Genomic DNA, 25,336 nt, shown 5'->3' on the forward strand with positions numbered 1-25,336 from the left:
GCAAAATGGAAGGCAACCTGAAATGGGTTGCCTTTTTTGGTGTTCGATAAACCTTTCTGCACCCAGGAAGAATAAATTGCATTTATTGCCCAGGCATCGTCAAGATATTCGCCACTAACTGTTACCCTTCATAATCCTCAAATCAACCTTCTTAATGTTCTTCATAAGAAAAGTGGTTTAAATCAAATGCCAGACTTTAAACCTCAGCAAATAATCCGTAGGACAGAACAATGGGTTGCAATCCAAAACAGAAATAAACGAATTGATTTCCTTTAGAGCCCGAAGCCCCGTCAGCCCTCTCCTGTTCGGTGACTAACTTTTTAAATAAGCAAGTTGCTTTCCAAATGAAGGGAACATGAATGCTAGAAAAAACGGGTATATGGACGGAAAGAGAGAAGGAGGAAATTTAATGTATGGCTCTATAGCATTAAAATTAGGAGTGGGCTTTTTTGCACTCGTTGTTGTAACCAGACTCCTTGGGAAGAAAGAAATGTCCCAGTTAACCCCATATGATTTTGTTTTCGCAATCTTATTGGGAGGGATTATTGAGGAATCAATATATGATGAAAAAGTCAATCTGCTTCATATATTATTCGGAATTGCGTTATGGGGCGGAATCAGCTATACAGTTGAGAAACTAGGCCAAAAATATGAAAAAATAAGGACACCGCTTACGGGAACGGCATCAATCCTGGTAAGAGAAGGGAAAATCGACCTTCAAGAAATGAAGAAGAACCAATTGGAAATGGAGCAGCTGCGGGCTTTGCTTCGTACGCAAGGAGTGTTTTCATTAAAAGATGTAAGGTATGTCTTCATGGAGACAGGCGGACAGCTGAGTGTATTGAAAAAAGCATCGGCTGATCCGGTTACGCCTGAAATGTTAAATCTGGAAGCCGAAGAAGTCGACCCTTCTTTGCTGTTGGTTGATGAGGGAGAAATCAATGATGATGAACTTAACGCTGCAGGCAAGGATGAAAAATGGCTTAAAGAAGAGCTCAAAAAGGAAGGCATTACGAATATAGAAGAAGTATATTACGCCGAATGGTCACCCCAGGAAGGTTTTTATATAAAGATGTATAAAGATTAAATAACATTGATACCGGAAGAGTCTCTTCTGGTATTTTCTTTGTTTTGAACGAGTTGGGATATAATAAGGAAAAATAGAAGGGAAGTTTGGGTATGGGGAAGAAGCAGCTTTTTGAGGTAAAGGCAAGTGAAACCATAGATGAATGCCTTAAACGTATGGACGAACAGGGATATACTCCAATCCGAAGACTGGAGAAGCCAATTTTTAAAGAGGAAGGTGATAGCGTTGTGCCGGCAGGAAGGCAAATCATTTTCGAAGGCAAGCTAAAAGAGGAATAAACACGAACAAAAAATATCGATTTAATAAAATTGTTCGCCTATGGGTTTGACATCTCCCAATTGTGGCTGATAAGATAGGGGTGGATTCGCTTGAAGCCTCTCATCAAATTCAGCTCAGGCTAAGAAGTGATATTTAACAAACGAAAAACGGGGGATATACGATGATTGATCGCTATACGAGGCCAGAAATGGCGAGAATATGGGAAGAGCACAACCGTTTCGCCGCATGGCTGGAAGTTGAAATCCTTGCGTGTGAAGCTTGGGCGGAACTTGGGGAAATCCCGCATGAGGACGTCCAAAAAATCAGGGAGAACGCCCGATTCGATGTCGATAGGATTAAAGAAATCGAAGAAGAAACAAGGCACGATGTCGTCGCCTTTACGAGGGCTGTATCGGAAACGCTTGGAGAAGAAAAGAAATGGGTCCATTACGGCCTAACATCAACGGATGTAGTAGACACCGCGCTTTCTTATTTGATCAGGCAGGCAAATGAAATAATCAGAGCCGATATAGAACGGTTTATAGACATTTTAAAAGAAAAGGCTCAGGAACATAAATATACTGTCATGATGGGCCGCACGCACGGGGTACATGCCGAGCCGACAACGTTCGGACTGAAGCTTGCGCTTTGGCATGAGGAAATGAAACGGAATCTCGACCGTTTTAATGAAGCCGCAAAAGGCATCGAGTTCGGGAAAATCTCCGGGGCAGTCGGTACATATGCGAATATTGATCCTTTTGTCGAAAAGTATGTGTGCGAAAAACTGGGGCTCGCTGCAGCGCCCATTTCAACCCAAACGCTGCAAAGGGACAGGCACGCTCATTATTTATCGGTTTTGGCCCTTATCGCAACATCGATAGAGAAATTCGCGGTGGAAGTGCGCGGGTTGCAAAAAAGCGAGACGCGTGAGGTCGAGGAGTTCTTTGCAAAAGGCCAAAAGGGTTCATCAGCCATGCCGCATAAGCGTAACCCGATCGGGTCTGAAAATATGGCCGGCCTTTCCAGGGTTATCAGGGGACATATGCTGACGGCTTATGAAAATGTTCCTTTATGGCATGAACGGGATATTTCCCACTCATCCGCTGAGCGAATTATCCTCCCGGATGCTACCGGCTTGTTGAATTACATGCTTAACCGGTTCGGGAACATCATTAAAAACCTGACTGTATACCCGGAAAACATGAAACGCAATATGGACAGGACACTGGGACTGATTTATTCACAAAGGGTGCTGCTTGCCCTTATTGAAAAAGGTTTATCCCGTGAAGAGGCATATGATACGGTACAGCCAAGGGCGATGGAAGCATGGGAAAAACAAGTCCCATTCCGAAACCTGCTAGACGAGGATGAGAAGATTACCAAGTATTTGAGCCCCAAAGAACTCGATGATTGTTTTGACTACAGTTACCACCTGCAGCATGTTGATACTATTTTCCAAAGGCTTGGCCTTTAATCGAAATTGCTTAATGGAAGCATTCACCTTCAGGTGGATGCTTCTTTCATGTATTTCCCTATTTCGGATATGTGACACTACCGTGTGTCCTGCTATCCGCCACCGAAAAATTGAGGAAAAAAGGGCCACACGCTGATTTGTTAGATTTTTCACAAAAATTGTAATAGATTCTGTCATTCACTGCTCCATGAAAGCATGGATTATGGTACTATAAAATGTAAGGGCTTACTTACCTAAAAAATGGTTTAATAGATATCCTTTCAATAGAAGGGTGGAGATACAATGGAACAGCGCTACAGGTGGAAAAACAAGCATTTGCGGGAGCATATTGATGTTTTGGACGGAAAGCTCGCGCCTACGATTCTATTAAAAAATTGCACGTATCTTAATCAGACGTTCCGCAGCTGGATGCAGGCGAATATTTGGATTTATGAGGACAGGATTGTATATGTTGGCGAAAAATTGCCGGAGAATCTTGTGAATTGCAGCACAATAGACTGTTCCGGGCAATTCATTGTACCCGGTTATATCGAGCCGCACGCCCACCCATTCCAGTTATATAATCCACACTCTTTCGCGGCATATGCTTCGGGCAGGGGGACGACGACCATCATCAATGATAACATGGCCCTCATCCTTCATTTGGACAAAAAGCGGGCGTTTTTGCTTATGAAAGATTTACGGAGAATTCCTGCCAGTATGTTTTGGTGGTGCAGGTTCGATCCCCAAACAGAAATAATGAATGAGGAAGAAATCTTTTCTCACACCAATATTAAATCATGGCTTGAGCATGACGCAGTCATTCAGGGCGGTGAACTGACAGGCTGGCCGAAACTGCTTGCCGGCGATGACATGATGCTCCACTGGATCCAGGAAGCCAAGCGCATGAGGAAACAGATTGAAGGGCATTTCCCTGGCGCATCCGAAAAAACGCTCGCAAAGATGATGCTGATGGGCGCCGATTGCGACCATGAGGCAATGACGGGGGAAGAGGTCTATAACCGGCTAATGCAGGGGTATACAGTTTCACTCAGGCATTCTTCGATCCGTCCGGATTTGCCAAGCCTGCTTGAAGATATACAAAAGCTCGGGATAACCGCATATGATCATATGATGTTTACCACGGATGGTTCCTCTTCAGGCTTTTACAGGGAGGGGGTCATTGACCAAATGATCCGGATTGCAATTGAAAAGGGCGTTCCGGTTATCGATGCCTATAATATGGCGACCATCAACCCCGCCAGGTATTATAACCTCAGCCATATTCATGGCAAAATTGCCACAGGAAGGGTGGCCAACCTCAACATCCTGTCCAGTGTGGAGGAACCATGCCCTGTTTCTGTCCTTGCGAAAGGAAAGTGGGTAAAGAGGGACGGTGAGATTATCGGTGAAGCATTTCCGGATCTTGATTGGAATGAATATGGCCTTGAACCGTTCCGTCCTGATTGGGAGCTAACAATGGATGACCTTCAGTTCTCGATGCCATTCGGGATAAAAATGGAGAATGCCGTTATTACAAAACCCTATTCGGTTTCGCTTGAGGTATCGAGGGACTGCCTTTCAGACAACCATGATGAGTGCTTTTTCATGCTGATCGACCGGAAGGGAAAGTGGCGTGTAAACACCATCCTGAAAGGATTCGCCAGCAGCCTGCAAGGAATGGCGAGTTCCTTCTCCAATACGGGAGACATAATCCTTATTGGCAAAAGCAAAGCTGACATTCTCTATGCTTTTAATAGGATGAAGGAGATTGGCGGCGGGATAGTCGTCTCCGAGGGAGGTAACATTCTATGTGAACTGCCGCTTCCGCTTGGGGGACTAATGACGGGGCTGCAGCTTGAGGAATTGATGGAAGAAGAAAAAAAGCTGCTTGAGGTTTTGCGTGGACGAGGCTATGGCTATTCAGACCCGATTTACAGCTTGCTGTTCTTTTCTTCCACCCATTTGCCCTATATCCGAATTACTCAGCAAGGAATGTACGATGTAATGAATAAAATGGTACTCTTTCCGTCTATAATGCGTTAAAATAATAAAGTAAACCTTTCGGCTATGAATGGTTTATCCCGCGGCTGATGGCAGTCATTTGGGGGCTTAAAGTCCTTATGTGCGGGAGGGAATGTAAAAACTTAGCTAAGACAGATAGATGCACATACAGGGGTGTGAGAATGAGGAAATGGTCATTGGCGGTGGCGGCAACATTGCTTCTGCTATCGGCATGCAGCGACAAGGAGGTCCCGAAGGAATCGGCTAAGCCTACAAAAAAAGCTGCGGCGGCGGAAAAGGTGGAACATTCGGTACCAGATTTCCCTTTTGCGTATCCGCTTACAGGAATCGGATCGCAAACAGAGTCGGTTGACAGGGCATTCGCGGTTGTAGTCAATAATTTTCCAAAAGCCCGTCCACAATCAGGGCTGCACATGGCGGATATTGTTTATGAATTGCTGGCGGAAGGGGAGGTTACCCGGTTCCTCGCCGTGTATCAAAGCGAAAAGCCTGAGATAATCGGGCCTGTCAGAAGCGCGAGGGATTATTATATCAACGTTGCCAAAGGGCTTGATAGCATTTTTATTGCACATGGCTATAGTGTGGAAGCGAAAAAGATGTTGAATTCCGGGTACATTGATAACCTGAATGGAATGGCTTATGACGGAACTCTGTTTAAGAGGGCTAGTTTCCGGAAGGCGCCGCATAATTCATATATTTCTTATGAAAATATGATGAAGGGTGCAAAAAAGAATGGCTTTAAACTGGAGCCGGCGCCAAGGCCATTTAAATTCCTGTCGGAGAAGGAAGTTGAGAAGATCGAAGGAAGGATCGCGCTTTCGGCATTTGTCTCCTATGGGACAAAAACATTTTCCCCTACCTATAAATACGATCCCGCGATCGGAAAATATAAAAGGTATATCAATGGCGAACTGATGGTTGATTTGGAAACAAAACAGCCAATCCTGCTGGACAACATTTTTATCGCGGAAATGGGCCATACTCCCGCGGGTCCGGGAGGCCTTCGCGACATTGATTTGAAAGGCGGGGGCAAGGGATATCTTTTCCAAAAAGGCAAGGTAATTGAAGTCGACTGGCTTAATGATAATGGAAGAATTATTCCGATAAAAAATGGAAACGAAGCCGGCCTTGTACCAGGGAAAACCTGGGTTAATATCGTTCCGTCCAGTCCCGGCCTCGCCAAGAGCGTCTCCATTGAAGAAAGCTAAACCATTTGAAGATACAGTATAGAAAATATAGATACAAGGGGGTAAAAATACGATGCAGATCAATAAGCTTAGAGGAAAAGAACTCGACCAGCTTTTCAACTCAATCCTCACACTTAAAGACCTGGAGGAATGCTACCGTTTTTTCGATGACCTTTGCACGGTGAACGAAATCCAGTCGCTTTCCCAGCGCCTTGAGGTGGCAAGGATGCTCCGCGAAGGGAAGACGTACCATAAGATTGAGAGTGAAACAGGCGCGAGCACGGCAACGATTTCAAGGGTGAAGCGCTGCCTCAACTATGGCAACGATGCCTATGAGATGGTTCTTGACCGCGTTAAAGAGCCTGCCGTTTCGGGTCCAGAAGAATAGACAAAGACTACAAGCCGGGGCAATGCTTCGGCTTCTTTTAATGGCCCTGCTAATGGTTATCATTTCTACATGGAGTTTCCCGCGTTTTCTTTTTTTTACGTTTTCCCAAATGCTATAATGTACTAATGGAATAGTGAATGGAGGATTTTTTGCATGTATGATTTTCGGGAGTGGCGCCATGTGTTCAAACTTGACCCGGCCCGGGAGATTGCCGATTCGGATTTGGAGGCGATTTGTGAATCAGGTACGGATGCGGTCATAGTCGGCGGCACGGACGGGGTGACACTGGAAGGGGTCCTGGATTTAATGGCGAGGGTCCGCCGCTTTACTGTTCCATGCGTGCTGGAGGTCTCGAACCTTGAATCGGTTACTCCTGGATTCGACCTTTATTTCGTCCCATCCATCCTGAACAGCAAGGATCCGAAGTGGATAAATGGCCTGCATTTTGAAGCCGTCAAGGAATATGGCGACATTATGGATTGGGACGAGTTCGCGATGGAGGCGTATGTTATCCTCAATGAAGAGTGCAAGGCGGCAAAGCTGACCCAGGCGGAAACCAGGTTATCGGAGGAAGACATCAAGGCTTATGCAATGATGGCCGAGAAAATGTTCGGTATGCCGATTTTTTACCTCGAATACAGCGGGGCATTTGGGAATCCAGAGATGGTTTCAGCCGCGAAAAAAGGCCTCGAGAAAGCGGTCCTCTTTTATGGAGGCGGAATCAAAACAAAGGAACAGGCCGCGGAGATGGCTAGGCATGCCGATGTTATTGTCGTTGGGAATAGTATATATGAGGACATAGACAAGGCGCTTGAAACAGTTAAAGCTGTGAAAGTAGAAAAATAGCTGCATTTTTACAATAAAGAGCTTACAATAAAAACAGAACATACGTTTTGTTATGGTGGTGGAGAGAATGCAATACCTGAAAGATAAATTGCTTGGAGGCCTGAATCCAGAGCAGCAGGCGGCAGTTAAGGCGACGGATGGGCCGCTGCTCATAATGGCGGGAGCCGGAAGCGGAAAGACCCGGGTGCTGACCCATCGGATTGGGTACCTGATGGTTGAGAAGCTGGTGAACCCATACAACATCCTGGCGATTACGTTTACAAACAAGGCTGCCCGAGAAATGAGAGACAGGATTTCAAAATTGATGGGCGGGGCGGCGGAACAAATCTGGATATCGACATTCCACTCAATGTGTGTCCGTATTTTGCGCCGGGATATTGACCGGATTGGCTTCAATCGCAATTTTACCATCCTTGATACAACAGACCAGCAGTCGGTAATCAAAGGGATTCTGAAGGATTTGAACATGGATCCGAAGCAATTCGATCCTAGGGCGATCCTTGGATCAATTTCTTCGGCGAAAAATGAATTGATTGGGCCGGACGAATTTGAAAATACGGCGGGAAGCTACATAGAGCAAAAGGTCGCCAATGTGTATAAGGAGTATCAAAAGAGGCTGCGTAAGAACCAGGCCCTTGATTTTGATGACTTGATCATGATGACAACCCAGCTTTTCAAGCAGGTTCCAGAAGTGCTCGAATTTTACCAGCGGAAGTTCCAGTATATCCATGTCGATGAGTACCAGGATACGAACCGGGCGCAGTACATGCTTGTGAAAATGCTCGCGGCCCGTTTCAAGAACCTGTGCGTAGTGGGCGATTCCGACCAATCGATCTATAAATGGCGCGGGGCGGACATTGCGAACATCCTCTCGTTTGAGAAGGATTATCCAAATGCGAAGGTTATCCTGCTTGAGCAGAACTACCGTTCGACCAAAAGGATCCTGTTGGCGGCCAATGAGGTCATCGCGAAAAACATGAACCGGAAACCGAAGAATTTGTGGACAGAGAACCAGGAAGGGAATAAACTCGTCTATTACAGGGCGGACAGCGAGCAGGGCGAGGCGCAGTTCGTTGCCGGCAAAATCAAGGAACTGATTGATTCCGGTGACTATACAGCATCCGATATCGCCATCCTTTACCGGACGAACGCCCAGTCACGTGTGATGGAGGAAGTTTTGCTGAAATCGGTCATTGATTACCAGATCGTCGGCGGCATCAAGTTCTATGACAGGAAGGAAATCAAGGACATCCTTGCGTACCTGAGGCTCATTTCCAACCCGGACGATGATATAAGCCTGGTCAGGGTGATCAATGTGCCAAAGAGGGCGATCGGGGCGACATCGGTTGATAAAATCATTGATTTCGCCAATCTTCATGACCTGACGCTTTTCCAGGCGCTTGAATCTGTGGAACTGATCGGGCTTAGCCCGAAGACAGCGAAAGCGGCGGCCGAGTTCCGTGACTTGATCGCAAATTACACACGGATGCAAGAATTCCTTTCCGTCACGGAAATCGTCGAGGATTTGTTGGATAAGTCCGGCTATATGGAGATGCTTCGCGCCGAAAAATCGCTTGAGGCGCAAAGCAGGATGGAGAACCTTGAGGAATTGCTGTCCGTTACGAAAAGCTTTGAGGAAACAAGCGAGGATAAGTCGCTTGTCGCGTTTTTAACAGACCTCGCACTCGTCGCCGATATCGATTCGATGGATGATGAGCCTGAGAAAAATGAGAAAGTTACGCTGATGACCCTCCATTCCGCCAAGGGGCTTGAATTTCCGGTCGTTTTCCTGATCGGCCTTGAAGAAGGAGTGTTCCCTCATAGCCGTTCCCTGATGGATGAAGGGGAAATGGAAGAGGAGCGCCGCCTAGCCTATGTCGGCATCACCAGGGCGGAGGAGTATTTGTTTTTAACAAACGCCCAGATGAGGACGCTGTTCGGGCGGACAAATATGAATCCCCCGTCAAGGTTTATCAAGGAAATCCCCACGGATCTTCTTGAAACGGTTGAACCTGCGGAAAAGAGGTTCGCGGCTTCACCGTTTGAACCATCCGGCAACCGGTTTGGGGCGGGCGGCATGAACCGCCAGTTTGCCGCTCCGCAACAGCAAGCCATAAGAAAGCCTGTCACCCGTCCAGCGGCATCCGGCGGGGAAACGATGGGCTGGAAGGCCGGCGATAAAGCCGAGCATGGAAAGTGGGGCGTCGGCACAGTTGTAGGCGTAAGAGGAGAGGGCGATGGGATGGAACTGGATATTGCGTTCCCAAGCCCGACCGGCATAAAACGGCTCCTCGCAAAATTTGCTCCGATTAAAAAAGTTTAATCCGTGCACGAAATCAATTTTTACGAAAAGAGGGATTGATGGATGGACCTGCAACAAGCCGAAATGAAAATCAGGGAGCTGCAGACCCTGCTGCATCAATATGGATATGAATATTATGTTCTCGATAAACCGTCAGTCCCGGATGCGGAATATGACCGGCTCCTTCGCGAATTGATTGAACTCGAGGAACAGTATCCCCAGTTCAAAACGCCTGATTCGCCAACGGTAAGGGTTGGCGGCGCGATCCTTGATATGTTTGAAAAGGTTCGCCATAAAAGCCCGATGCTCAGCCTGGCGAATGCGTTCAATGAAGACGATCTCCGTGATTTTGACAGGCGCGTCCGCCAGGCGGCGGGGGACGATGCCAGCTATGTGTGCGAGCTGAAAATCGACGGGCTCGCGGTTTCGCTGACATATGAAGAGGGCCGCTTCGTGCTAGGCTCGACGCGGGGCGACGGGACGACCGGCGAGGATATTACCGCGAATTTGAGGACCATCAAATCCATTCCTCTCAAGTTAAGGGAGAACGTCTCCCTTGAGGTGCGCGGGGAAGCTTTCATGCCGAAAAATTCCTTCGAAAAACTTAATAAGCTGAAGGAAGAGCGCGGCGAGGAACCGTTCGCAAACCCCCGGAACGCGGCCGCGGGATCGCTCAGGCAGCTTGATACGAGCATCGCGGCATCGAGGAAGCTTGATATCTTCCTATATGGGCTCGCGGAGGCGCCTAACCTTGATATTGAATCACACAGCGAAGGTTTGGACTACCTCGACCGGCTTGGCTTTAAAACGAATAAGGAACGACGGAAATGCTCGTCGATTGAAGAAGTCCTCGACTTTGTGAATAGTTGGGTTGAAAAACGGCCGAATCTTGATTATGACATTGACGGCATCGTCATCAAAGTGGATTCCATTGAGATGCAGGAGCAGCTTGGAACAACGGCCAAAAGTCCGCGCTGGGCGATTGCCTACAAATTCCCGGCTGAAGAAGTCGTCACGACTCTTTTGGATATAGAACTGAGCGTGGGCCGGACGGGAGTCGTTACGCCTACCGCCATCCTCGAGCCAGTAAGGGTAGCTGGCACGACCGTTCAGCGCGCCTCCCTGCATAATGAGGACTTAATCAGGGAAAAGGACCTGAAGATTGGTGATAAAGTTGTTGTAAAAAAGGCCGGTGACATCATCCCTGAAGTTGTCAACGTCCTTCCTGAGCAGCGTACAGGAAATGAAACGGATTTCTTCATGCCGACACATTGCCCTGAATGCGAAAGCGACCTTGTCCGTCTTGAGGGAGAGGTGGCATTAAGGTGCCTGAATCCGAAATGTCCCGCGCAAATCAGGGAAGGCTTGATCCATTTTGTATCAAGGAACGCGATGAATATCGACGGCCTTGGCGAAAAGGTGATTTCCCAGCTTTTTGCCCATAAGCTTGTTGAGGATGTGGCGGATATCTATAAGCTGACAGCCGAGGAACTGCTCGCCCTGGAACGGATGGGGGAAAAGAGTGTCTCCAACTTGCTGCAGGCGATAGACCGCTCAAAAGAGAATTCGCTCGAGCGCCTTTTGTTTGGCCTTGGCATCCGCCATGTTGGCGAAAAGGCTGCGAAGACGCTGGCCCAGGAATATGAAACAATAGACCGGCTTGCAGCGGCAACCGAGAGCGACCTAATGGGTATCAATGAGGTTGGTGAAAAAATGGCCAGCTCGATTGCGGCGTTCTTTGAACAGGATGAAGCCCGGGAATTGATTGAAGAATTGAAGGCAGCCGGCGTGAATATGGAATATAAAGGGCCAAGGCGCGCGGCGGTTGAGTCCGCTGATTCAATTTTCGTTGGAAAAACGGTCGTCCTGACCGGAAAAATGGAAAAAATGTCCCGGAATGAGGCAAAAGAAAAGCTTGAAGCGCTGGGGGCCAATGTCGCCGGAAGCGTAAGCAAGAAGACAGATATTCTGATTGCCGGGGAAGATGCGGGTTCAAAGCTCGCCAAAGCGCGTGAGCTGGGAATCGAAATTTGGGACGAAGAGAGGCTGCTTGAGGAAATAGAAAAGTAAGAGGTGCAGGAAACGTGAGAAAGCTTACAATCGCGCTTCTATCCTTATCCCTTCTGCTGGGTGCGTGCGCGCCAAACTTCCAACAACGGGAGGAGGTCGTCGACCAGCCAAAGAATACCAAGGAAGAAGCGATTATACCAAAGTACAAGATTTCGGATAAATATTACCAGGTAATCCTGCCATTTAAGCCAAGCGGGGCTAGGGGGCTGACCGTCAATAACCTCAATACCCGCTACGACATCAATGAATTTGAAATGGGATTGATGAGGGTTGCCCAAAATACGTTCGATCCGAATCCGGATAAGTATGTGTTCCGGGAAGGCCAAATCCTGAAAAAGAGTACTGTCGAGTCATGGCTTGCACGAAAGTATACGAAAAAGCAGCTTGCGGAATTAAAAAAGAAGGAAGAAGACAATCTTGGCCTGAATCCGGTTGATGAAGGCGTCGGCGATATTGAAGCCCGAAATAAAAAAAGCCCGATTTACCTGGCCCATCTTCTCGAGTACGATTTCCTTGTAAAAGGGGATAAAGATACGTACAAGCTCGGCGGAGTGGCGATTGGCCTCGCCCTGAATTCGGTGCACTATTATCAAAAGGAAAAGTATGGGGATACATTCCACGTTAATATTGACCAGCAGGTGATGGAGCGGGAAGGAAAAAAGATCGCCCAGGAAGTATTGACACGGCTTCGTGCAATGGATGAACTGAGGAATGTCCCGATTACAATCGCTTTGTTTGAACAAGCAAGCATTGAATCCGTTGTGCCGGGGAACTTTTTTGCCTATACAACCGTTAGGCAGGGAGCCGATATTGATAAATGGGAAAAGGTCAATGAAAAATACTATCTGTTCCCTTCAAAGGACGCCCGTGAAAAATACCGCGAAGATGCGCTTGCATTTGACAACTTCAAGCAGGATGTCGAGAAATACTTCCCCAACTTCAATGGGGTAGTCGGCAAAGCCCATTATGTAGACGGCCAGCTTAAGGAGCTGAACATTACGATTCCAATCCAATTTTATGGAAAGGCGGAAGGGATCGGATTTACCCAGTATGTAACCGGCAAAGTGATGGAGCATTTTCCTAAATACATTTCCGTTTCGGTAAGCGTAACATCGGTCAACGGCCCAGAATCGCTCATTGTCAGAAAGGCGGACCAGGACGCACCAATGGTTCATATATACTAATGGCGGACTGAACACACCGAGCATTATCCGTAATAGAAGAGAGGCTGCCCAAGGAGGCAGCCTCTTTACATTAATAACCGCTTATTTGATTCGTTTTTGGATTGTACTCATACAGTATTTCACCATTGTCCTGCAATTTCCTGAACATCAGCCTTCCATCCTGCCAAAATTTAGAGTGCGCCTGCTCGAACACTGCAAGCTGGCTCTTTGCCTCTAGATCATAGATAAACACGCTCGGCCTTTCCAAGCCGGGGAAGGCATCAACGGCCACATAACGGCCGGATGAATCGACGGACAGTTGTTCAATCGTCATGTCTTTTCCCGGATATGATAGTTTGCCAAGAAGGCTGAAAGATTTTGTTTTTAAGTCGAATACAAGAAGCTGGACGGAGGAATTACGATCCCCCAAATCATATTCCTGAAGGCTGAATACAATGTTCCCGGTACCGGGAATCTCCGCGAGGGAGCTGATACGGATATTTACCGCTGTCATGTATTCCTTCGGTATATCCCCCATGGAAAAGAGCGTTTCCGACTGATCTCTCTCAATGGACCGCACTTCATTTTGCGTCTCGATAATTTGTCTGTTTGAAATCTCGTTAACTTCATTTATCCGGTAATGCCCGTTCTTTTTTACGAGGGCAAACTCATAGTTGGATATCTGGTAATACGGGTTGGCGGTATAGCTCCACTGAACTTCAGCCTGTACCGTTGCTGTGTTTTGGCTTTTTTCAGATTTGATGATTCGGTATCCGATTTGATGCGGGTTTGAAATGGTTAGAAATTCAGGCGGAGTTTCCATCAGCGTTTTTGCATAGTCATCATCCCTGTTGATTAAAGCCTGGAGGTATTGTTCTACCGTTATTTCCGGGCCCATTTCCTTCTCGCTCAATGAAATTTGCATGACTTTCATTGGAAATCCTTCCTGCTGTTTTAAAACAAAAACCGTATGCCGCCCCGAATCCCATTGGGGCATATGATAGCTGTACATTCCTTTGGTTGGGACATCCATTCCGGCAGGATTGGCTGTTACCTTCTTCTTCGAATCCAAATCGATGTCGGCTATCCAGACGTCTTCAAATCCGGAAGTCTCTTTTATATACGTAATGTACAGGCCATCCATTGACACGGCGGGCTCTTTCCCCTGATCAATAATACTTTCCTTGCCGTTTTTGAGGTCTCTGACCATTATATTTCCGCCACGGTTAAACGCCAATTTGTTTTCCTCTTTGCTGTAGGCAGGCGCTGAACCGTCCGTAATGGAGGTTTCCTTTTTTGTTTTCAAGTGAATGGCCACGATTTTCGTTTTGGAACCCGATTGTTTTGCCACAAAAATCTCTTCACCGTTTTTCCATTCCGGATGTGAATAGTTTGCGTTGGAAGCCTTGGCGGCAATGGTTACCCTTTTTTTCGTCTTTAAGTCTAGACTGTAAATGCCGCCTTCATTTGAGAAGAGCAGTATTTTCCCGTTTTCGGAAAAACGAAGGCTTTCGGCTGTTACATCGGCCACCAAATGGAAGCCATCTTCCGTAATTTCATAAATTCCTTTCTGTTTGATTGATACAAAAAGGCTGCCATTCTGAATAGTGTAGGCATCAATTTCACCGCTGCCAATGTCAAAGAATGAAATCGCATTTGAGATATTCAGTGAATCGGCCTTAACAACCATAACCTCCTCTCCCCGAAAGTTGCCAAAGAACAATGCGATAAGTATGCTTGCGGCAAGCAACCCGTATATCCACGGGTTATTCCAGCGGCGAGTTTTCTGCTTCCTTACATATTTTTTCCTTAGTTTTTCTTTTAAGGTTTGATCAACATGGATTTGGTCCCGCACGGCATATAAAGACCGTTCAATTTTTTCCTCTTCCATTTAGAATTCCTCCAAACATTTTTTGACCAAGACGCCGAGTTTTTTTGTGATTCGATTGGATTTTACTCGAAGGGATTCTTCCGACTTTTTTAAAATGAGGGCAATTTCCTTAAACTTTAAACCAGCAAAGTATCTTAAGTTCGTAACCTCAAGATCTTCTTTTGACAGGTGGTTCAGGCTTTTTTTAAGGCAATCCATTTCCCTTGATTCTTCAAACGGGTCCTCAAAGGGAACCGGGGTAAGATAACCGTCGATTTCTTCACCCACCAGAAGGCTCTTCTTCTTCCGATAAAAATCTATAACAGTGTTCCGTGCAATGGCCAAAATCCATGCCTTTGGATTGTTGGGATTGCTTCGGTGCCCCAAATTTTCATAAGCTTTGCGAAAAACTTCGCTCACAATGTCTTCGGCATCCCATTTGTTGCCTAACTTGACGAACACATAACGATAAACATCATCAAAATATTCATCATATAAATCAATAAACGTCCTACTCATAAAACCCCCCCTTCACTAATAAAATCGATTGGATTGCAAAAATGTAACAGTTCTGGAAAAACACGAAAGGAAAAATATGTGTGAGGATGGCAGGACCGAATCGCTTACGGCAGGATGAGAGATACTTCCATGTATGATCGGCCGATGGATGAACGATGAAGCTTTAGTGGTTGCGTTATTTTAAAATCTCTAGGGCGATATATGAAAAATCTATTCCCGTTTCATGATGTATAAAATTAAAAAGATAAATGAAGATAAGAACAACGCATAATCAACTTGATTATACATAAAAAGTTGAATTTATAAGTTGCTTTTGGAAAAGTATCCAGATTTGAAAACAGTTGGAGTTTTAGTTTGTCTATGGAATGGCTTGGCTGTCCCGCAGCATTTAAGTGGACAAAAAGGCAAGTCCCGCACAGAATAGAGGGAATAAACATAAATAGTACTAGCGAATGGGGGGGATGGAGATGAGAAAGCAATCGGTCGAGGATGTGCTCCAGGAAGGAATCCACGGGCCAAAGGAAATAAAGCCCGAAGAGAGGCGCCGTTTTCTAGGGACGATCCGGGAGCGGATCCTTGTTGCGCTCACAAAAGGCCAGGTCTACGAACCGGGGACATATCCTGAAGTGGCACGCCTCATGAAGGAATTTCCCGATGCCCACTTGTATGTGAATGGTACTATCGCCTATCAGGAATTTTCAAAGTATCTAAAAGAGGCTGCCGAACATAAAATCGAATATACGATTGTGGCAAACCAGGAACACGATACGGATATCGGCCTAGTGCTTGCCTGTCAATACGCGGTTGACAAAGAAGAAATATTTATCAAGAAAGACAGCGAGCCTGTGCAGGTCTCTGCTGGCGGTAAAAAAGGCTTTTTTGCAAAATTGGGAAGCTGGCTTCGCAAGTGATTTTTATACACAAGGTAAAATGGATGGGAACCCGAACGGGGTTCCTTTTTTCATGGAGAAATAGTCCTAAAAAAATAGGTCTTTCTTTTTTGGTGAAAACGGATTACGATATTGGTTGAGATAAATTGGGTGGAATTTTTCTGGAAAGAAAACCTGAGAGGGAGCCATTTTTATGAACCCGGTTGCTTTAAGGCCAAAGGAACGTTCATCGCTAAGGATAAAGCTTGGAAAAACATATTATATATCCAGGCGTTATCTCAAGTGGATGTTGAACCGCAATAAATTCGCGAAGACCCGGCAAAGGGTCCTCCTGCCATATTCGGCTTTCGGACACCAGACTCCTTTGCTCCGTAAGCTGCAGGGTGTCGATATGTCTTATCAATACAACAAAATCAAAAACCTGAAGCTTGCGATTGAACGGCTGAATGGCGTCATCATTCAGCCAGGAGAGACATTCTCATATTGGAAGCTCATCGGGAACCCGACAAAGAAAAAGGGATATGTCGATGGGATGGTCCTCCATTATGGCCGATTCACAAAAGGAACCGGCGGCGGACTTTGCCAGCTGTCCAACCTTATTTATTGGATGACGCTCCATACTCCGTTGACTGTGACGGAACGGCATCGCCACAGTTTTGATGTTTTTCCGGATTCCAATCGGACGCAGCCATTCGGAAGCGGTGCGACATGCGCCTACAACTATCTCGATCTGCAGATTGAAAATGGTACAGGCGTGCCATATCAGCTGCATGTCCGCCTGACGGATACACATCTTGTCGGCGAGTGGAGATGCGCTGAGCCGCAGCTTTATTCGTACCATATTTATGAGAAAGACCATAGCATCACGCCAGCTTACTGGGGAGGCTACATCCGCCACAACGAACTGTGGCGCAAAGCGTATAACAGGCAGCATAAGCTTGTCGAGGAAGAATTCATTACCGAAAACAATGCGATCATGATGTATGAACCGCTGCTGGAACAGCAATCGATAAAATAAAGGAAGATGGCATCCGCTGTAGTGTGTGGTGTTTTTTATTATGTTAACGGCATGTACGCATACTACGGAATTTTCCGATTGAAATGGGTTTTGCACAGTCCCATCCTTCTGTTTCAAATGATGGCTGATTACTTGATTGGGACAAAAACCCTTTTATCATATTAAGATTCTATAACCTTATTAAACAACTTTGCCGATATTATCATTATCTGAAACTGCCACTGGTTATTCTTTATATGAAAGAAGGAAAATTTGAATGTGGAAAGACTCCATGCACCAAGGGAAGAAGCAGCGTACTCCACTTTTGTTTCAAACGGCATTTAAAGCCTTAATCGTTTCCGCGGTTTTATTTGGTTCGTATGCGCAATTCGCCGCGCCTGTAGAGGCCAGCGATTTGGCCGAAAAGGAAGTCGTAATAGTTTACAAGAATGAAGATGGGAAAGACAAAGTGCTCGATAACAGCCTTGAGATTGACCATGAATTTATGAATGTCCCCGCTGTCGCTGTGACCATGACGAATGCGGATGTAAAAGAGCTGAAGAACGATAGGGATATCGCCTATATAGAACCGAATGTTTCATTCAAGATTGCGGGTGAGGAAGACCAATACGGATTCAAGCAGGTCACCGGCAATGCGAAAACCCGGACGGATGGCCTGACAGGCGTGGGAGTAAAAGTAGCCGTAATCGATTCCGGGATATCCGCCCACGATGAACTCATTATCGCCGGGGGAGTCTCGACTGTCGATTATACAGCTTCTTATGAAGACGACAACGGGCACGGCACCCATGTGGCAGGCGTAATCGCCGCGAAGCGCGATGGCAAAGGCATGGTTGGGATCGCCCCTGATGTCAAGCTATACGCTGTTAAAGTAATGGGAGCGGACGGGAACGGAACGCTAGCGGATGTAATTGAAGGCCTCGACTGGGCAATCGCGAACGGAATGGATATCGTCAATATGAGCCTTGGGACCCCATCGGATTCCAGGGTGTTTCATAGCCTGGTCGATACCGCCCGCCAAAAGAACATCATTGTCGTCGCTGCCGCGGGGAATGAAAGCACTTCAGTGTCCTATCCCGCAAAGTATGATAGTGCGGTCGCAGTTTCGGCTGTCGATTCAGCAAAGCAATTCGCTTCGTTTTCCAACTTCGGGGCGGAAATTGATTTTGCCGCGCCGGGAGTAGGAATCGTCAGCACGTATCCTGGTAACCGATTTGCCCGGATGAGCGGCACTTCCCAGGCGACGCCACATGTGGCGGGATTGCTTGCAGATCTTAAGCAAAAGTATCCCGGCCAAACCGCCGGAGAGTTGATTGAAACGCTCAAGCTGTACACAGAGGATCTAGGCGCCCCAGGGGCAGACAGCTTGTATGGGAATGGATTGGTCAACTACGGCGTTTATGTGGCACCCGCTCCAGTACCGAATGTGGAAACGCCAGCAGTGCCTGAATCGGCACCTCAGCCTACTCTTGCAGTCGAGGAACCTATACCGGCCCCTGCTCCGGTAAAAGAGCCAACTCCGGCTCCAGCGCCAGCGCCAGTACCGGTTTTCGAGCCGTCCCCGGTAGCGGCTCCGGCACCAGTGCCAGTACCGGTTTCCGAGCCAGCTCCGGTAGCGGCTCCAGCGCCAACGCCTATTCCAGAACCGGCCCCAGTGGCGGTTCCAGCGCCAGTTCCAGCGCCCGTTCCGGCTCCTCTGCCGAAAGTGCCTGTGCCTGCGGTAGAACAGCCTAAGCCTGCGCCGGTAACAGCCCCTGTACCTTCAAAGGAAGAAAGGGAAAGGCATATTGCCGACCTGAACAACCGCCTCGCCAGCGCGCAAAAGGCGATGGATTTAAAAATCAACAGCCCCCAGCAGGCAACCAAAGAATTGGCGGCGGTGAACAAATCCATTTCCTCTTTTAAAAGAGGTGCGGTGTCCCAGCAGGTTACTGTCGAATTTATTGGCAAATACCAAGCGATTATCAACGAATTCAACAAAGCGAAGAAAAAGCCGTCCGCTCTATCGGTTGTTTCGGTATCGGTAAAATTATTCACAGATAAGGGCGCGGACCAAAACCTAGTGAAAGCGTTCATTAAAAGAAATGTAAAAACGTCCACCGATGCCCAGAAAGTAATCAATGAAATGGCGAAAAAGAAGTACAACACTGCCTTAATGGTTAAAGTAAAAGCCGAACTGGCAGCAGCGGAAAAAGCCAAAAAGAAATAAGTAAATGGCCGTATGGGTTGAATCCATACGGTCATTTTAGTTCTTACGAAACGTTTGTTGCGATTGGTTGATTTGTCTGGTGGAGTGACAAAATCCGGAAGAAATGCGTTTAGATTGGCGCTCAAGTCCAGATGAGTCACTTTGATTGGGAGAAATCAGTAAAGGAAGTCACTCAAATTAGGATGAGTGACATTGAATGGGCTAAATCCGAAAAGGAAGTCACTCAAATCCAGATGAGTGACATTGATTAGGGAAAAATAAGAAAGGAAGTCACTCAAATCCAGATGAGTGACATTGATTGGACTCAAGAAAGGAAGTCACTCAAATCCAGATGAGTGACATTGTTTGGGCGGAATCCAGAAAGGAAGTCACTCAAATCCGGATGAGTGACATTGATTGGGCAAAATCAGGAAAGGAAGTCACTCAAAACAGGATGAGTGACAAAGATTCCTCAATATCCGGAAAAGGTGTCACTCAATCCCCCTGTTCATAAGAGCCGGACTAGATTTATTGTGATATCCATCGAAGAAAACACAGTTTCCCACTCCAAACCTTTTGTTAACACCACCTTCCATTGCGAACGACATAAATTTTCTGTATTATCATTAGTATTATGGTTGGACGGGAGGAATAGGAATGTCGAGGATTTCACTCGATCAGGTGCGGCATGTTGCGCACTTGGCAAGGCTTGAAATCAGCCAGGATGAGGCTGAAAAATTCGCCCAGCAGCTCGATGCGATCATCGGGTTTGCTGAACAATTGAATGAACTGGACACGGAGGGTATTGAGCCGACATCGCATGTTTTGCCGATGACCAACGTACTGAGGGAAGATAAAGCGGGGCAAGGTCTTCCGCGGGAGGAAGTATTGAAGAATGCTCCCGACCAGGAGGATGGCTTTTTCCGTGTGCCGTCCATTTTAGGCGAATAAGGGGGAACGAACGTGGGTTTATTTGATCATTCACTATCAGATTTACATGAACTTTTACAAAAAAAAGAACTAACCTCCCTCGATTTGGTCGAGGAATCGTATAAACGGATTGGCGAAGTCGAGGAGAAGGTACAAGCCTTCCTCACCCTCGATGAGGAAAATGCCCGCCAAAAGGCGAAAGAACTCGATGCCAAAGGGCCAGGCACCATCCTTTCGGGTATGCCAATCGGAATTAAGGACAATATCGTCACAAAAGGCCTTAAAACAACCTGTGCGAGCAAGATCCTCGAGAACTTCGACCCGATTTACAATGCAACTGTTATGGACAAGCTTTCCCATGCCGGCGCCATTACAATCGGAAAGCTGAACATGGACGAGTTTGCGATGGGCTCCTCAAACGAGAACTCGCACTATCAAGTAACACGGAACCCCTGGGACCTTGAACGGGTGCCGGGCGGTTCATCGGGCGGCTCAGCCGCGTCAGTCGCGGCGGGGGAAGTTTTATTTTCGCTTGGCTCCGATACAGGCGGCTCCATCCGTCAGCCGGCATCGTATTGCGGAGTGGTCGGCATGAAACCTACATACGGGCGTGTATCGCGCTTTGGCCTTGTTGCGTTTGCGTCATCGCTCGACCAGATTGGGCCGATTACAAGGAACGTGAAGGACAACGCCCATCTTTTAGGCGCGATTTGCGGACTCGATCCGATGGATTCCACATCCGCCAATGTCGAGGTACCGGATTTCACCGCTGGTTTGACAGGCGATGTGAAAGGCATGAGAATCGGCGTGCCGAAAGAATACATGGGTGAAGGAATTGGCGAAGGGGTTAAAAACTCCATCAAGGCCGCGCTTGAGGTTTTCGAAAAGCAGGGAGCCATTATCGAAGAGGTTTCCTTACCGCACTCGAAATACGCCCTGGCAGCATATTATCTGCTTTCTTCATCCGAGGCATCTGCGAACCTGGCCCGCTTTGACGGTATCCGCTACGGATACAGGACGGAAAATGCCGCAGACCTGATTGATTTGTACAAAAAAACACGCGCGGAAGGCTTTGGCGATGAGGTGAAGCGCCGCATCATGCTTGGCACCTTCGCTCTCAGCTCCGGCTACTACGACGCCTATTACAAAAAGGCGCAGAAGGTTAGGACATTGATCAAAAAAGATTTTGACGATGTATTTGAAAAGTACGACCTCATCGTGGGACCAACAGCTCCAACGCCTGCTTTTAAAATCGGTGAAATTATTGATGACCCACTCACGATGTATGCGAACGACATCCTGACAATCCCGGTTAACCTCGCTGGCGTACCGGCCCTGTCCGTACCATGCGGGTTTGAAAATGGCCTGCCGCTCGGTCTGCAAATCATTGGCCGACATTTCAATGAAAATGCCATTTACAGGGCAGCCTACGCGTTCGAGCAGGCAACTGACTACCATAAACATCGGCCGGCGCTTTAGGGAGGGAGAGGCAAAATGAATTTTGAAACCGTCATTGGGCTTGAAGTCCATGTTGAATTGAAAACAGAATCAAAGATTTTTTCGAACAGCCCGAACCATTTCGGCGCCGAGCCGAACTCGAATACATCCGTCATCGACCTTGGCTATCCAGGCGTCCTGCCGGTCCTGAACAAGAAGGCGGTCGAGTATGCCATCAAGGCAGCCATGGCGCTGAATTGCGAGATTGCGCCTGTAACGAAATTCGACCGGAAGAACTATTTTTACCCGGATAACCCGAAGGCTTTCCAGATTTCCCAGTTTGATAAGCCGATTGGCGAAAACGGCTGGATTGAAATCGAAGTGAACGGCTATAAGAAAAAAATCGGCATCACAAGACTTCATCTTGAGGAGGATGCGGGCAAGCTCAACCACGTAAAGGGAGCGTCACTCGTTGATTACAACCGCCAGGGAACGCCCCTTGTTGAAATCGTCTCCGAGCCGGATATCCGCACTCCTGATGAAGCGTATGCGTATCTTGAAAAATTGAAGTCAATCATCCTTTATACAGGCGTTTCCGATGTCAAAATGGAAGAGGGGTCGCTCCGCTGCGACGCGAACATCTCCATCCGTCCTGTGGGACAAAAGGAATTCGGTACTAAGACTGAATTGAAAAACCTGAACTCATTCAATTTTGTCCGCAGGGGACTTGAGTTTGAAGAAAAGCGCCAGCGCGAAGTTGTCAGCGCGGGGGGAACAATCCAGCAGGAAACCCGCCGCTACGATGAAGCGACCGGGGAAACACTACTGATGCGTGTCAAAGAAGGGTCAGACGACTACCGCTACTTCCCTGAGCCGGATTTGCTCGATGTCATAATTGACGAGGAGTGGAAGGCCCGCATCCGCGCCGAAATTCCGGAGCTTCCGGATCAGCGGATTACAAGGTACGTATCAGAACTTGGCCTGCCGGAGTATGATGCGAAGGTTCTTACGGCCACAAGGGAAATGGCTGATTTCTTTGAAGCATCCGTCAAGGCTGGAGTGGACGCAAAGCAGGCATCCAACTGGCTGATGGGCGAGATTTCCGCTTATCTGAAGGCGGAATCGAAGGAACTGGATGAAACAAAGCTAACTCCGGAAAACCTAGCCGGGATGATCAAGCTGATTGAGAACGGCACGATTTCATCCAAGATTGCCAAAACCGTGTTCAGGGAACTGATCGAGCATGGTGGCAACGCGGAGCAGATTGTGAAGGAAAAAGGGCTTGTCCAGATTTCTGACGAAGGCGCCCTTCTTAAAATTGTCAACGAAACGCTCGATGCCAACCCGCAATCGATTGAAGACTTTAAGGGCGGCAAGAGCAAAGCAACCGGCTTCCTCGTCGGTCAGATCATGAAAGCAACAAAAGGCCAGGCGAATCCTCAGCTTGTAAACAAGATCCTCGCGGAGGAAATCCAGAAACGGTAATCCAGTTGGCAATATTCTAAAAGGTTACGAGTCAGCGCAGGCGGGGAATTTCCCTGCCTGCGTTTTTGTGTGTGTCGAAAAGGGAAGGCTCTTTTTCTGCCGAATTCCGGCATTTTTCTCGTTGAAAAAATCGTATGAGGCTAAGCGCGAAAGCTATCCCGGAAAAATCAATCAAACGTTTGATTGAATGTCGGTTTGTTGGAACAGCGCGGATTTTTGGGGAAATCTAGGTGGAAAACCAATAGGCAAAAAGTTATAATAATAGTGTGAACAGCCACTTAGTTATTGAGGGCGAGACACAGAACGCTTCAGAAGATTAGGATGCTTTATATCGTCGGGATGTAGCTCAGCTTGGTAGAGACGAGCGGCGCTCCAGTGAAAATGCTGCGAGTTGTACCCGCCGAGCAGCTGCTTGCGTTAACTTACTGAGGCGGGGACACAGGATGCTCAAGAAGATTAGGATGCTTTTTATATCGGGATGTAGCTCAGCTTGGTAGAGCACTAGCATGGGGTGCTAGGGGTCGCAGGTTCGATTCCTGTCATCCCGATCGTTAAGGCGTAGACGCCTATCCAAAAGCCTGTCCGCTTTCAGGACGGGCTTTTTGTTTGGAATACAAATACATCCCTCCTTCAAAAATCATTACGAAGCACTAGATTATCCCCTGTTTCTTTTCGGGACAGCGAAAAGGCCGGGGCCCAATGGGTCCCGGCCTTTTGCTTATTCGTTCTTTAAAAGGTGTAAACTTTGATCGAATTCATTTTCGATTTGGTCATTGCGCTTGTAGGTCATAAGGCTGACGACATAGGCCACAACCAAGTTCAGGAGGAAGCCTGGAACGATTTCATACAGCGTTTCTCCGAAGAGGACTTTGCCAAGATTATAGTTGGACCACACAATTACCGTAACCGCACCAACGACCATCCCGGCAATAGCGCCCCAGTTCGTCATCTTCCTCCAGAAAAGGCTCATGAGGATAATAGGCCCGAAAGAAGCACCAAATCCCGCCCATGCATAAGCGACAAGGTTCAGGATCGTGTTGTCCTGGTCGAATGCCAATGCTGCCGCCACAAGTGCGACAACCAAGACGGACATCCGGCCAAGGAAAACGAGATGCTTGTCCGTTGCATCCTTTTTGACAAGGACCTTGTATAAGTCCTCAACAAGGGCGCTCGATGTAACGATAAGCTGGGATGAAATTGTGCTCATGATGGCAGCAAGGACGGCCGCTAGCATGAAGCCCGCAAAAATAGGGTGGAACAGGATTTGCCCGAGAACAATGAAGACTGCTTCCGGATTGTCGAGTTTTACATTCGTGTTTTGATGGAAGTAGGCAATCCCGACAAGAGCGACGAAAATCGTTCCAATCAGGGAGAAAATCATCCAGCCCATCCCGATCCGGCGGGCATTTTTGATTTCCTTAACATCCGTAATCGCCATAAAGCGGACGATGATATGCGGCTGGCCAAAATAGCCAAGCCCCCAAGCAGCCGCTGAAATGATGCCGATGAAAGTAGTTCCTTTCAGAAGATCGAGAAAGGCTGGATTCACAGCCCGGACTGATTCAAACGTTTCCGATGGCCCGCCTGTCGCAAAAATTCCAATAGCCGGAACGAGAAGCAAGGCGACCAGCATCATTAAGCCTTGAATGAAGTCTGTATAGCTGACAGCCAGGAATCCGCCGAACAAAGTATAGGCGACGACAACCCCGCCAACGATGTACAGGCCTGTCATGTAGCTTGTCCCAAATGAATTTTCAAAGAAAACAGCGCCGGCTACAAGACCGGAAGAAACATAGAATGTGAAGAAAATAAGAATGACAATACCTGAAATGATTCTTAAAAGCTTTGTTCCATCCTTAAACCTGTTTTCTAAATAACTCGGAATCGTAATGGAATTGTTGGAAACCTCCGTATATGCCCGCAGGCGCGGCGCCACCAACAGCCAGTTGATATAAGCGCCTGTTGTAAGACCAATCGCAATCCATGCGTCCGCTAATCCACTTACATAAATACCCCCAGGCAACCCCATTAACAGCCATCCGCTCATATCGGCGGCGCCGGCGCTCAATGCCGTTACCGCAGGGCCGAGAGAGCGTCCCCCAAGCATGTAATCGGTAAGGTTGCTGGTCTTTCGATAGGAATACCAGCCGATCAATAGCATACCGCCCATGTAAATCCCGATCGAGATGAGTTGAAGCACCCCATTCGTCATACGAGTTC

General features: G+C 47.4%; 20 protein-coding genes and 1 tRNA gene. 18 read left to right on the forward strand and 3 right to left on the reverse strand.

All coding sequences use genetic code 11. The features are described 5' to 3' along the window. Positions 1-409: 409 nt before the first annotated feature. The 10 genes from DRW41_RS11085 (at position 410) to DRW41_RS11130 (ending at position 12,800) form a co-directional block, all read left to right on the forward strand. Positions 410-1,087, forward strand: a complete 678-nt coding sequence (locus tag DRW41_RS11085) for a DUF421 domain-containing protein (protein WP_115452072.1) — start codon at positions 410-412, stop codon at positions 1,085-1,087. A 92-nt stretch (positions 1,088-1,179) separates the two neighbouring features. Beyond that, positions 1,180-1,365 (forward strand): NETI motif-containing protein, encoded by a 186-nt coding sequence (locus tag DRW41_RS11090; protein WP_115452073.1) that lies wholly within the window; start codon positions 1,180-1,182, stop codon positions 1,363-1,365. A 161-nt stretch (positions 1,366-1,526) separates the two neighbouring features. After that, the gene (gene purB / locus DRW41_RS11095) at positions 1,527-2,819 is read left to right on the forward strand and encodes an adenylosuccinate lyase (RefSeq protein ID WP_115452074.1); all 1,293 of its coding nucleotides are present in this window, start codon (positions 1,527-1,529) and stop codon (positions 2,817-2,819) included. A 282-nt stretch (positions 2,820-3,101) separates the two neighbouring features. Further along, the gene (locus DRW41_RS11100; RefSeq protein ID WP_115452075.1) at positions 3,102-4,844 is read left to right on the forward strand and encodes an adenine deaminase C-terminal domain-containing protein; all 1,743 of its coding nucleotides are present in this window, start codon (positions 3,102-3,104) and stop codon (positions 4,842-4,844) included. A 140-nt stretch (positions 4,845-4,984) separates the two neighbouring features. Further along, positions 4,985-6,031: a DUF3048 domain-containing protein gene (locus DRW41_RS11105; protein WP_115452076.1), complete on the forward strand. Its 1,047-nt coding sequence runs from the start codon at positions 4,985-4,987 to the stop codon at positions 6,029-6,031. Positions 6,032-6,083: 52 nt separating this feature from the next. Next, positions 6,084-6,398, forward strand: coding sequence for a YerC/YecD family TrpR-related protein (locus DRW41_RS11110; protein WP_115452077.1), 315 nt, complete (start codon positions 6,084-6,086; stop codon positions 6,396-6,398). A 153-nt stretch (positions 6,399-6,551) separates the two neighbouring features. After that, positions 6,552-7,244 carry a heptaprenylglyceryl phosphate synthase gene (gene pcrB / locus DRW41_RS11115; RefSeq protein ID WP_115452078.1) on the forward strand — a complete coding sequence of 231 codons (693 nt, stop codon included), beginning with the start codon at positions 6,552-6,554 and terminating at the stop codon, positions 7,242-7,244. 67 nt (positions 7,245-7,311) lie between these two features. Beyond that, on the forward strand, positions 7,312-9,567 hold the full coding sequence (gene pcrA / locus DRW41_RS11120) for a DNA helicase PcrA (protein ID WP_115452079.1): 2,256 nt from the start codon (positions 7,312-7,314) through the stop codon (positions 9,565-9,567). Between the two features lie 42 nt (positions 9,568-9,609). Then, positions 9,610-11,616, forward strand: coding sequence for an NAD-dependent DNA ligase LigA (ligA, locus tag DRW41_RS11125; RefSeq protein WP_115452080.1), 2,007 nt, complete (start codon positions 9,610-9,612; stop codon positions 11,614-11,616). 14 nt (positions 11,617-11,630) lie between these two features. Next, a complete protein-coding gene (locus DRW41_RS11130; protein WP_115452081.1) occupies positions 11,631-12,800 on the forward strand; it encodes a CamS family sex pheromone protein in 1,170 nt (389 codons plus the stop codon). A gap of 70 nt (positions 12,801-12,870) precedes the next feature. On the opposite strand, the gene DRW41_RS11135 is transcribed toward DRW41_RS11130, so the two are convergent. Together DRW41_RS11135 and DRW41_RS11140 are read right to left on the reverse strand one after the other, a co-directional pair. Then, positions 12,871-14,670 (reverse strand): hypothetical protein, encoded by a 1,800-nt coding sequence (locus DRW41_RS11135; protein ID WP_115452082.1) that lies wholly within the window; start codon positions 14,668-14,670, stop codon positions 12,871-12,873. Next, positions 14,671-15,168, reverse strand: a complete 498-nt coding sequence (locus DRW41_RS11140) for an RNA polymerase sigma factor (protein ID WP_115452083.1) — start codon at positions 15,166-15,168, stop codon at positions 14,671-14,673. Between the two features lie 467 nt (positions 15,169-15,635). Here DRW41_RS11140 and DRW41_RS11145 point away from each other — a divergent pair, with 467 nt between their 5' ends. The 8 genes from DRW41_RS11145 to DRW41_RS11175 all read left to right on the forward strand — a co-directional run bounded on the left by DRW41_RS11145 (position 15,636) and on the right by DRW41_RS11175 (position 23,664). After that, positions 15,636-16,079, forward strand: coding sequence for a YueI family protein (locus DRW41_RS11145; protein ID WP_115452084.1), 444 nt, complete (start codon positions 15,636-15,638; stop codon positions 16,077-16,079). 172 nt (positions 16,080-16,251) lie between these two features. Then, a complete protein-coding gene (locus tag DRW41_RS11150; protein ID WP_115452085.1) occupies positions 16,252-17,076 on the forward strand; it encodes a VanW family protein in 825 nt (274 codons plus the stop codon). A 256-nt stretch (positions 17,077-17,332) separates the two neighbouring features. Beyond that, the gene (locus tag DRW41_RS11155) at positions 17,333-19,285 is read left to right on the forward strand and encodes a S8 family peptidase (protein WP_115452086.1); all 1,953 of its coding nucleotides are present in this window, start codon (positions 17,333-17,335) and stop codon (positions 19,283-19,285) included. Between the two features lie 298 nt (positions 19,286-19,583). Continuing rightward, positions 19,584-19,778: a hypothetical protein gene (locus DRW41_RS22680; RefSeq protein WP_142752225.1), complete on the forward strand. Its 195-nt coding sequence runs from the start codon at positions 19,584-19,586 to the stop codon at positions 19,776-19,778. A gap of 143 nt (positions 19,779-19,921) precedes the next feature. Continuing rightward, on the forward strand, positions 19,922-20,215 hold the full coding sequence (gene gatC, locus DRW41_RS11160; protein ID WP_115452087.1) for an Asp-tRNA(Asn)/Glu-tRNA(Gln) amidotransferase subunit GatC: 294 nt from the start codon (positions 19,922-19,924) through the stop codon (positions 20,213-20,215). 12 nt (positions 20,216-20,227) lie between these two features. After that, positions 20,228-21,673 carry an Asp-tRNA(Asn)/Glu-tRNA(Gln) amidotransferase subunit GatA gene (gatA, locus tag DRW41_RS11165; RefSeq protein WP_115452088.1) on the forward strand — a complete coding sequence of 482 codons (1,446 nt, stop codon included), beginning with the start codon at positions 20,228-20,230 and terminating at the stop codon, positions 21,671-21,673. 15 nt (positions 21,674-21,688) lie between these two features. Then, positions 21,689-23,116 carry an Asp-tRNA(Asn)/Glu-tRNA(Gln) amidotransferase subunit GatB gene (gene gatB, locus DRW41_RS11170; protein ID WP_115452089.1) on the forward strand — a complete coding sequence of 476 codons (1,428 nt, stop codon included), beginning with the start codon at positions 21,689-21,691 and terminating at the stop codon, positions 23,114-23,116. A gap of 474 nt (positions 23,117-23,590) precedes the next feature. Continuing rightward, a tRNA-Pro gene (locus DRW41_RS11175) sits at positions 23,591-23,664 on the forward strand. Positions 23,665-23,834: 170 nt separating this feature from the next. Here DRW41_RS11175 and putP read toward each other — a convergent pair. After that, positions 23,835-25,328, reverse strand: a complete 1,494-nt coding sequence (gene putP, locus DRW41_RS11180; protein WP_115452090.1) for a sodium/proline symporter PutP — start codon at positions 25,326-25,328, stop codon at positions 23,835-23,837. Positions 25,329-25,336: the final 8 nt, after the last annotated feature.

The sequence above is a fragment of the Neobacillus piezotolerans genome (genome assembly GCF_003362805.1).
GTDB lineage: Bacteria > Bacillota > Bacilli > Bacillales > Cytobacillaceae > Bacillus_D > Bacillus_D piezotolerans.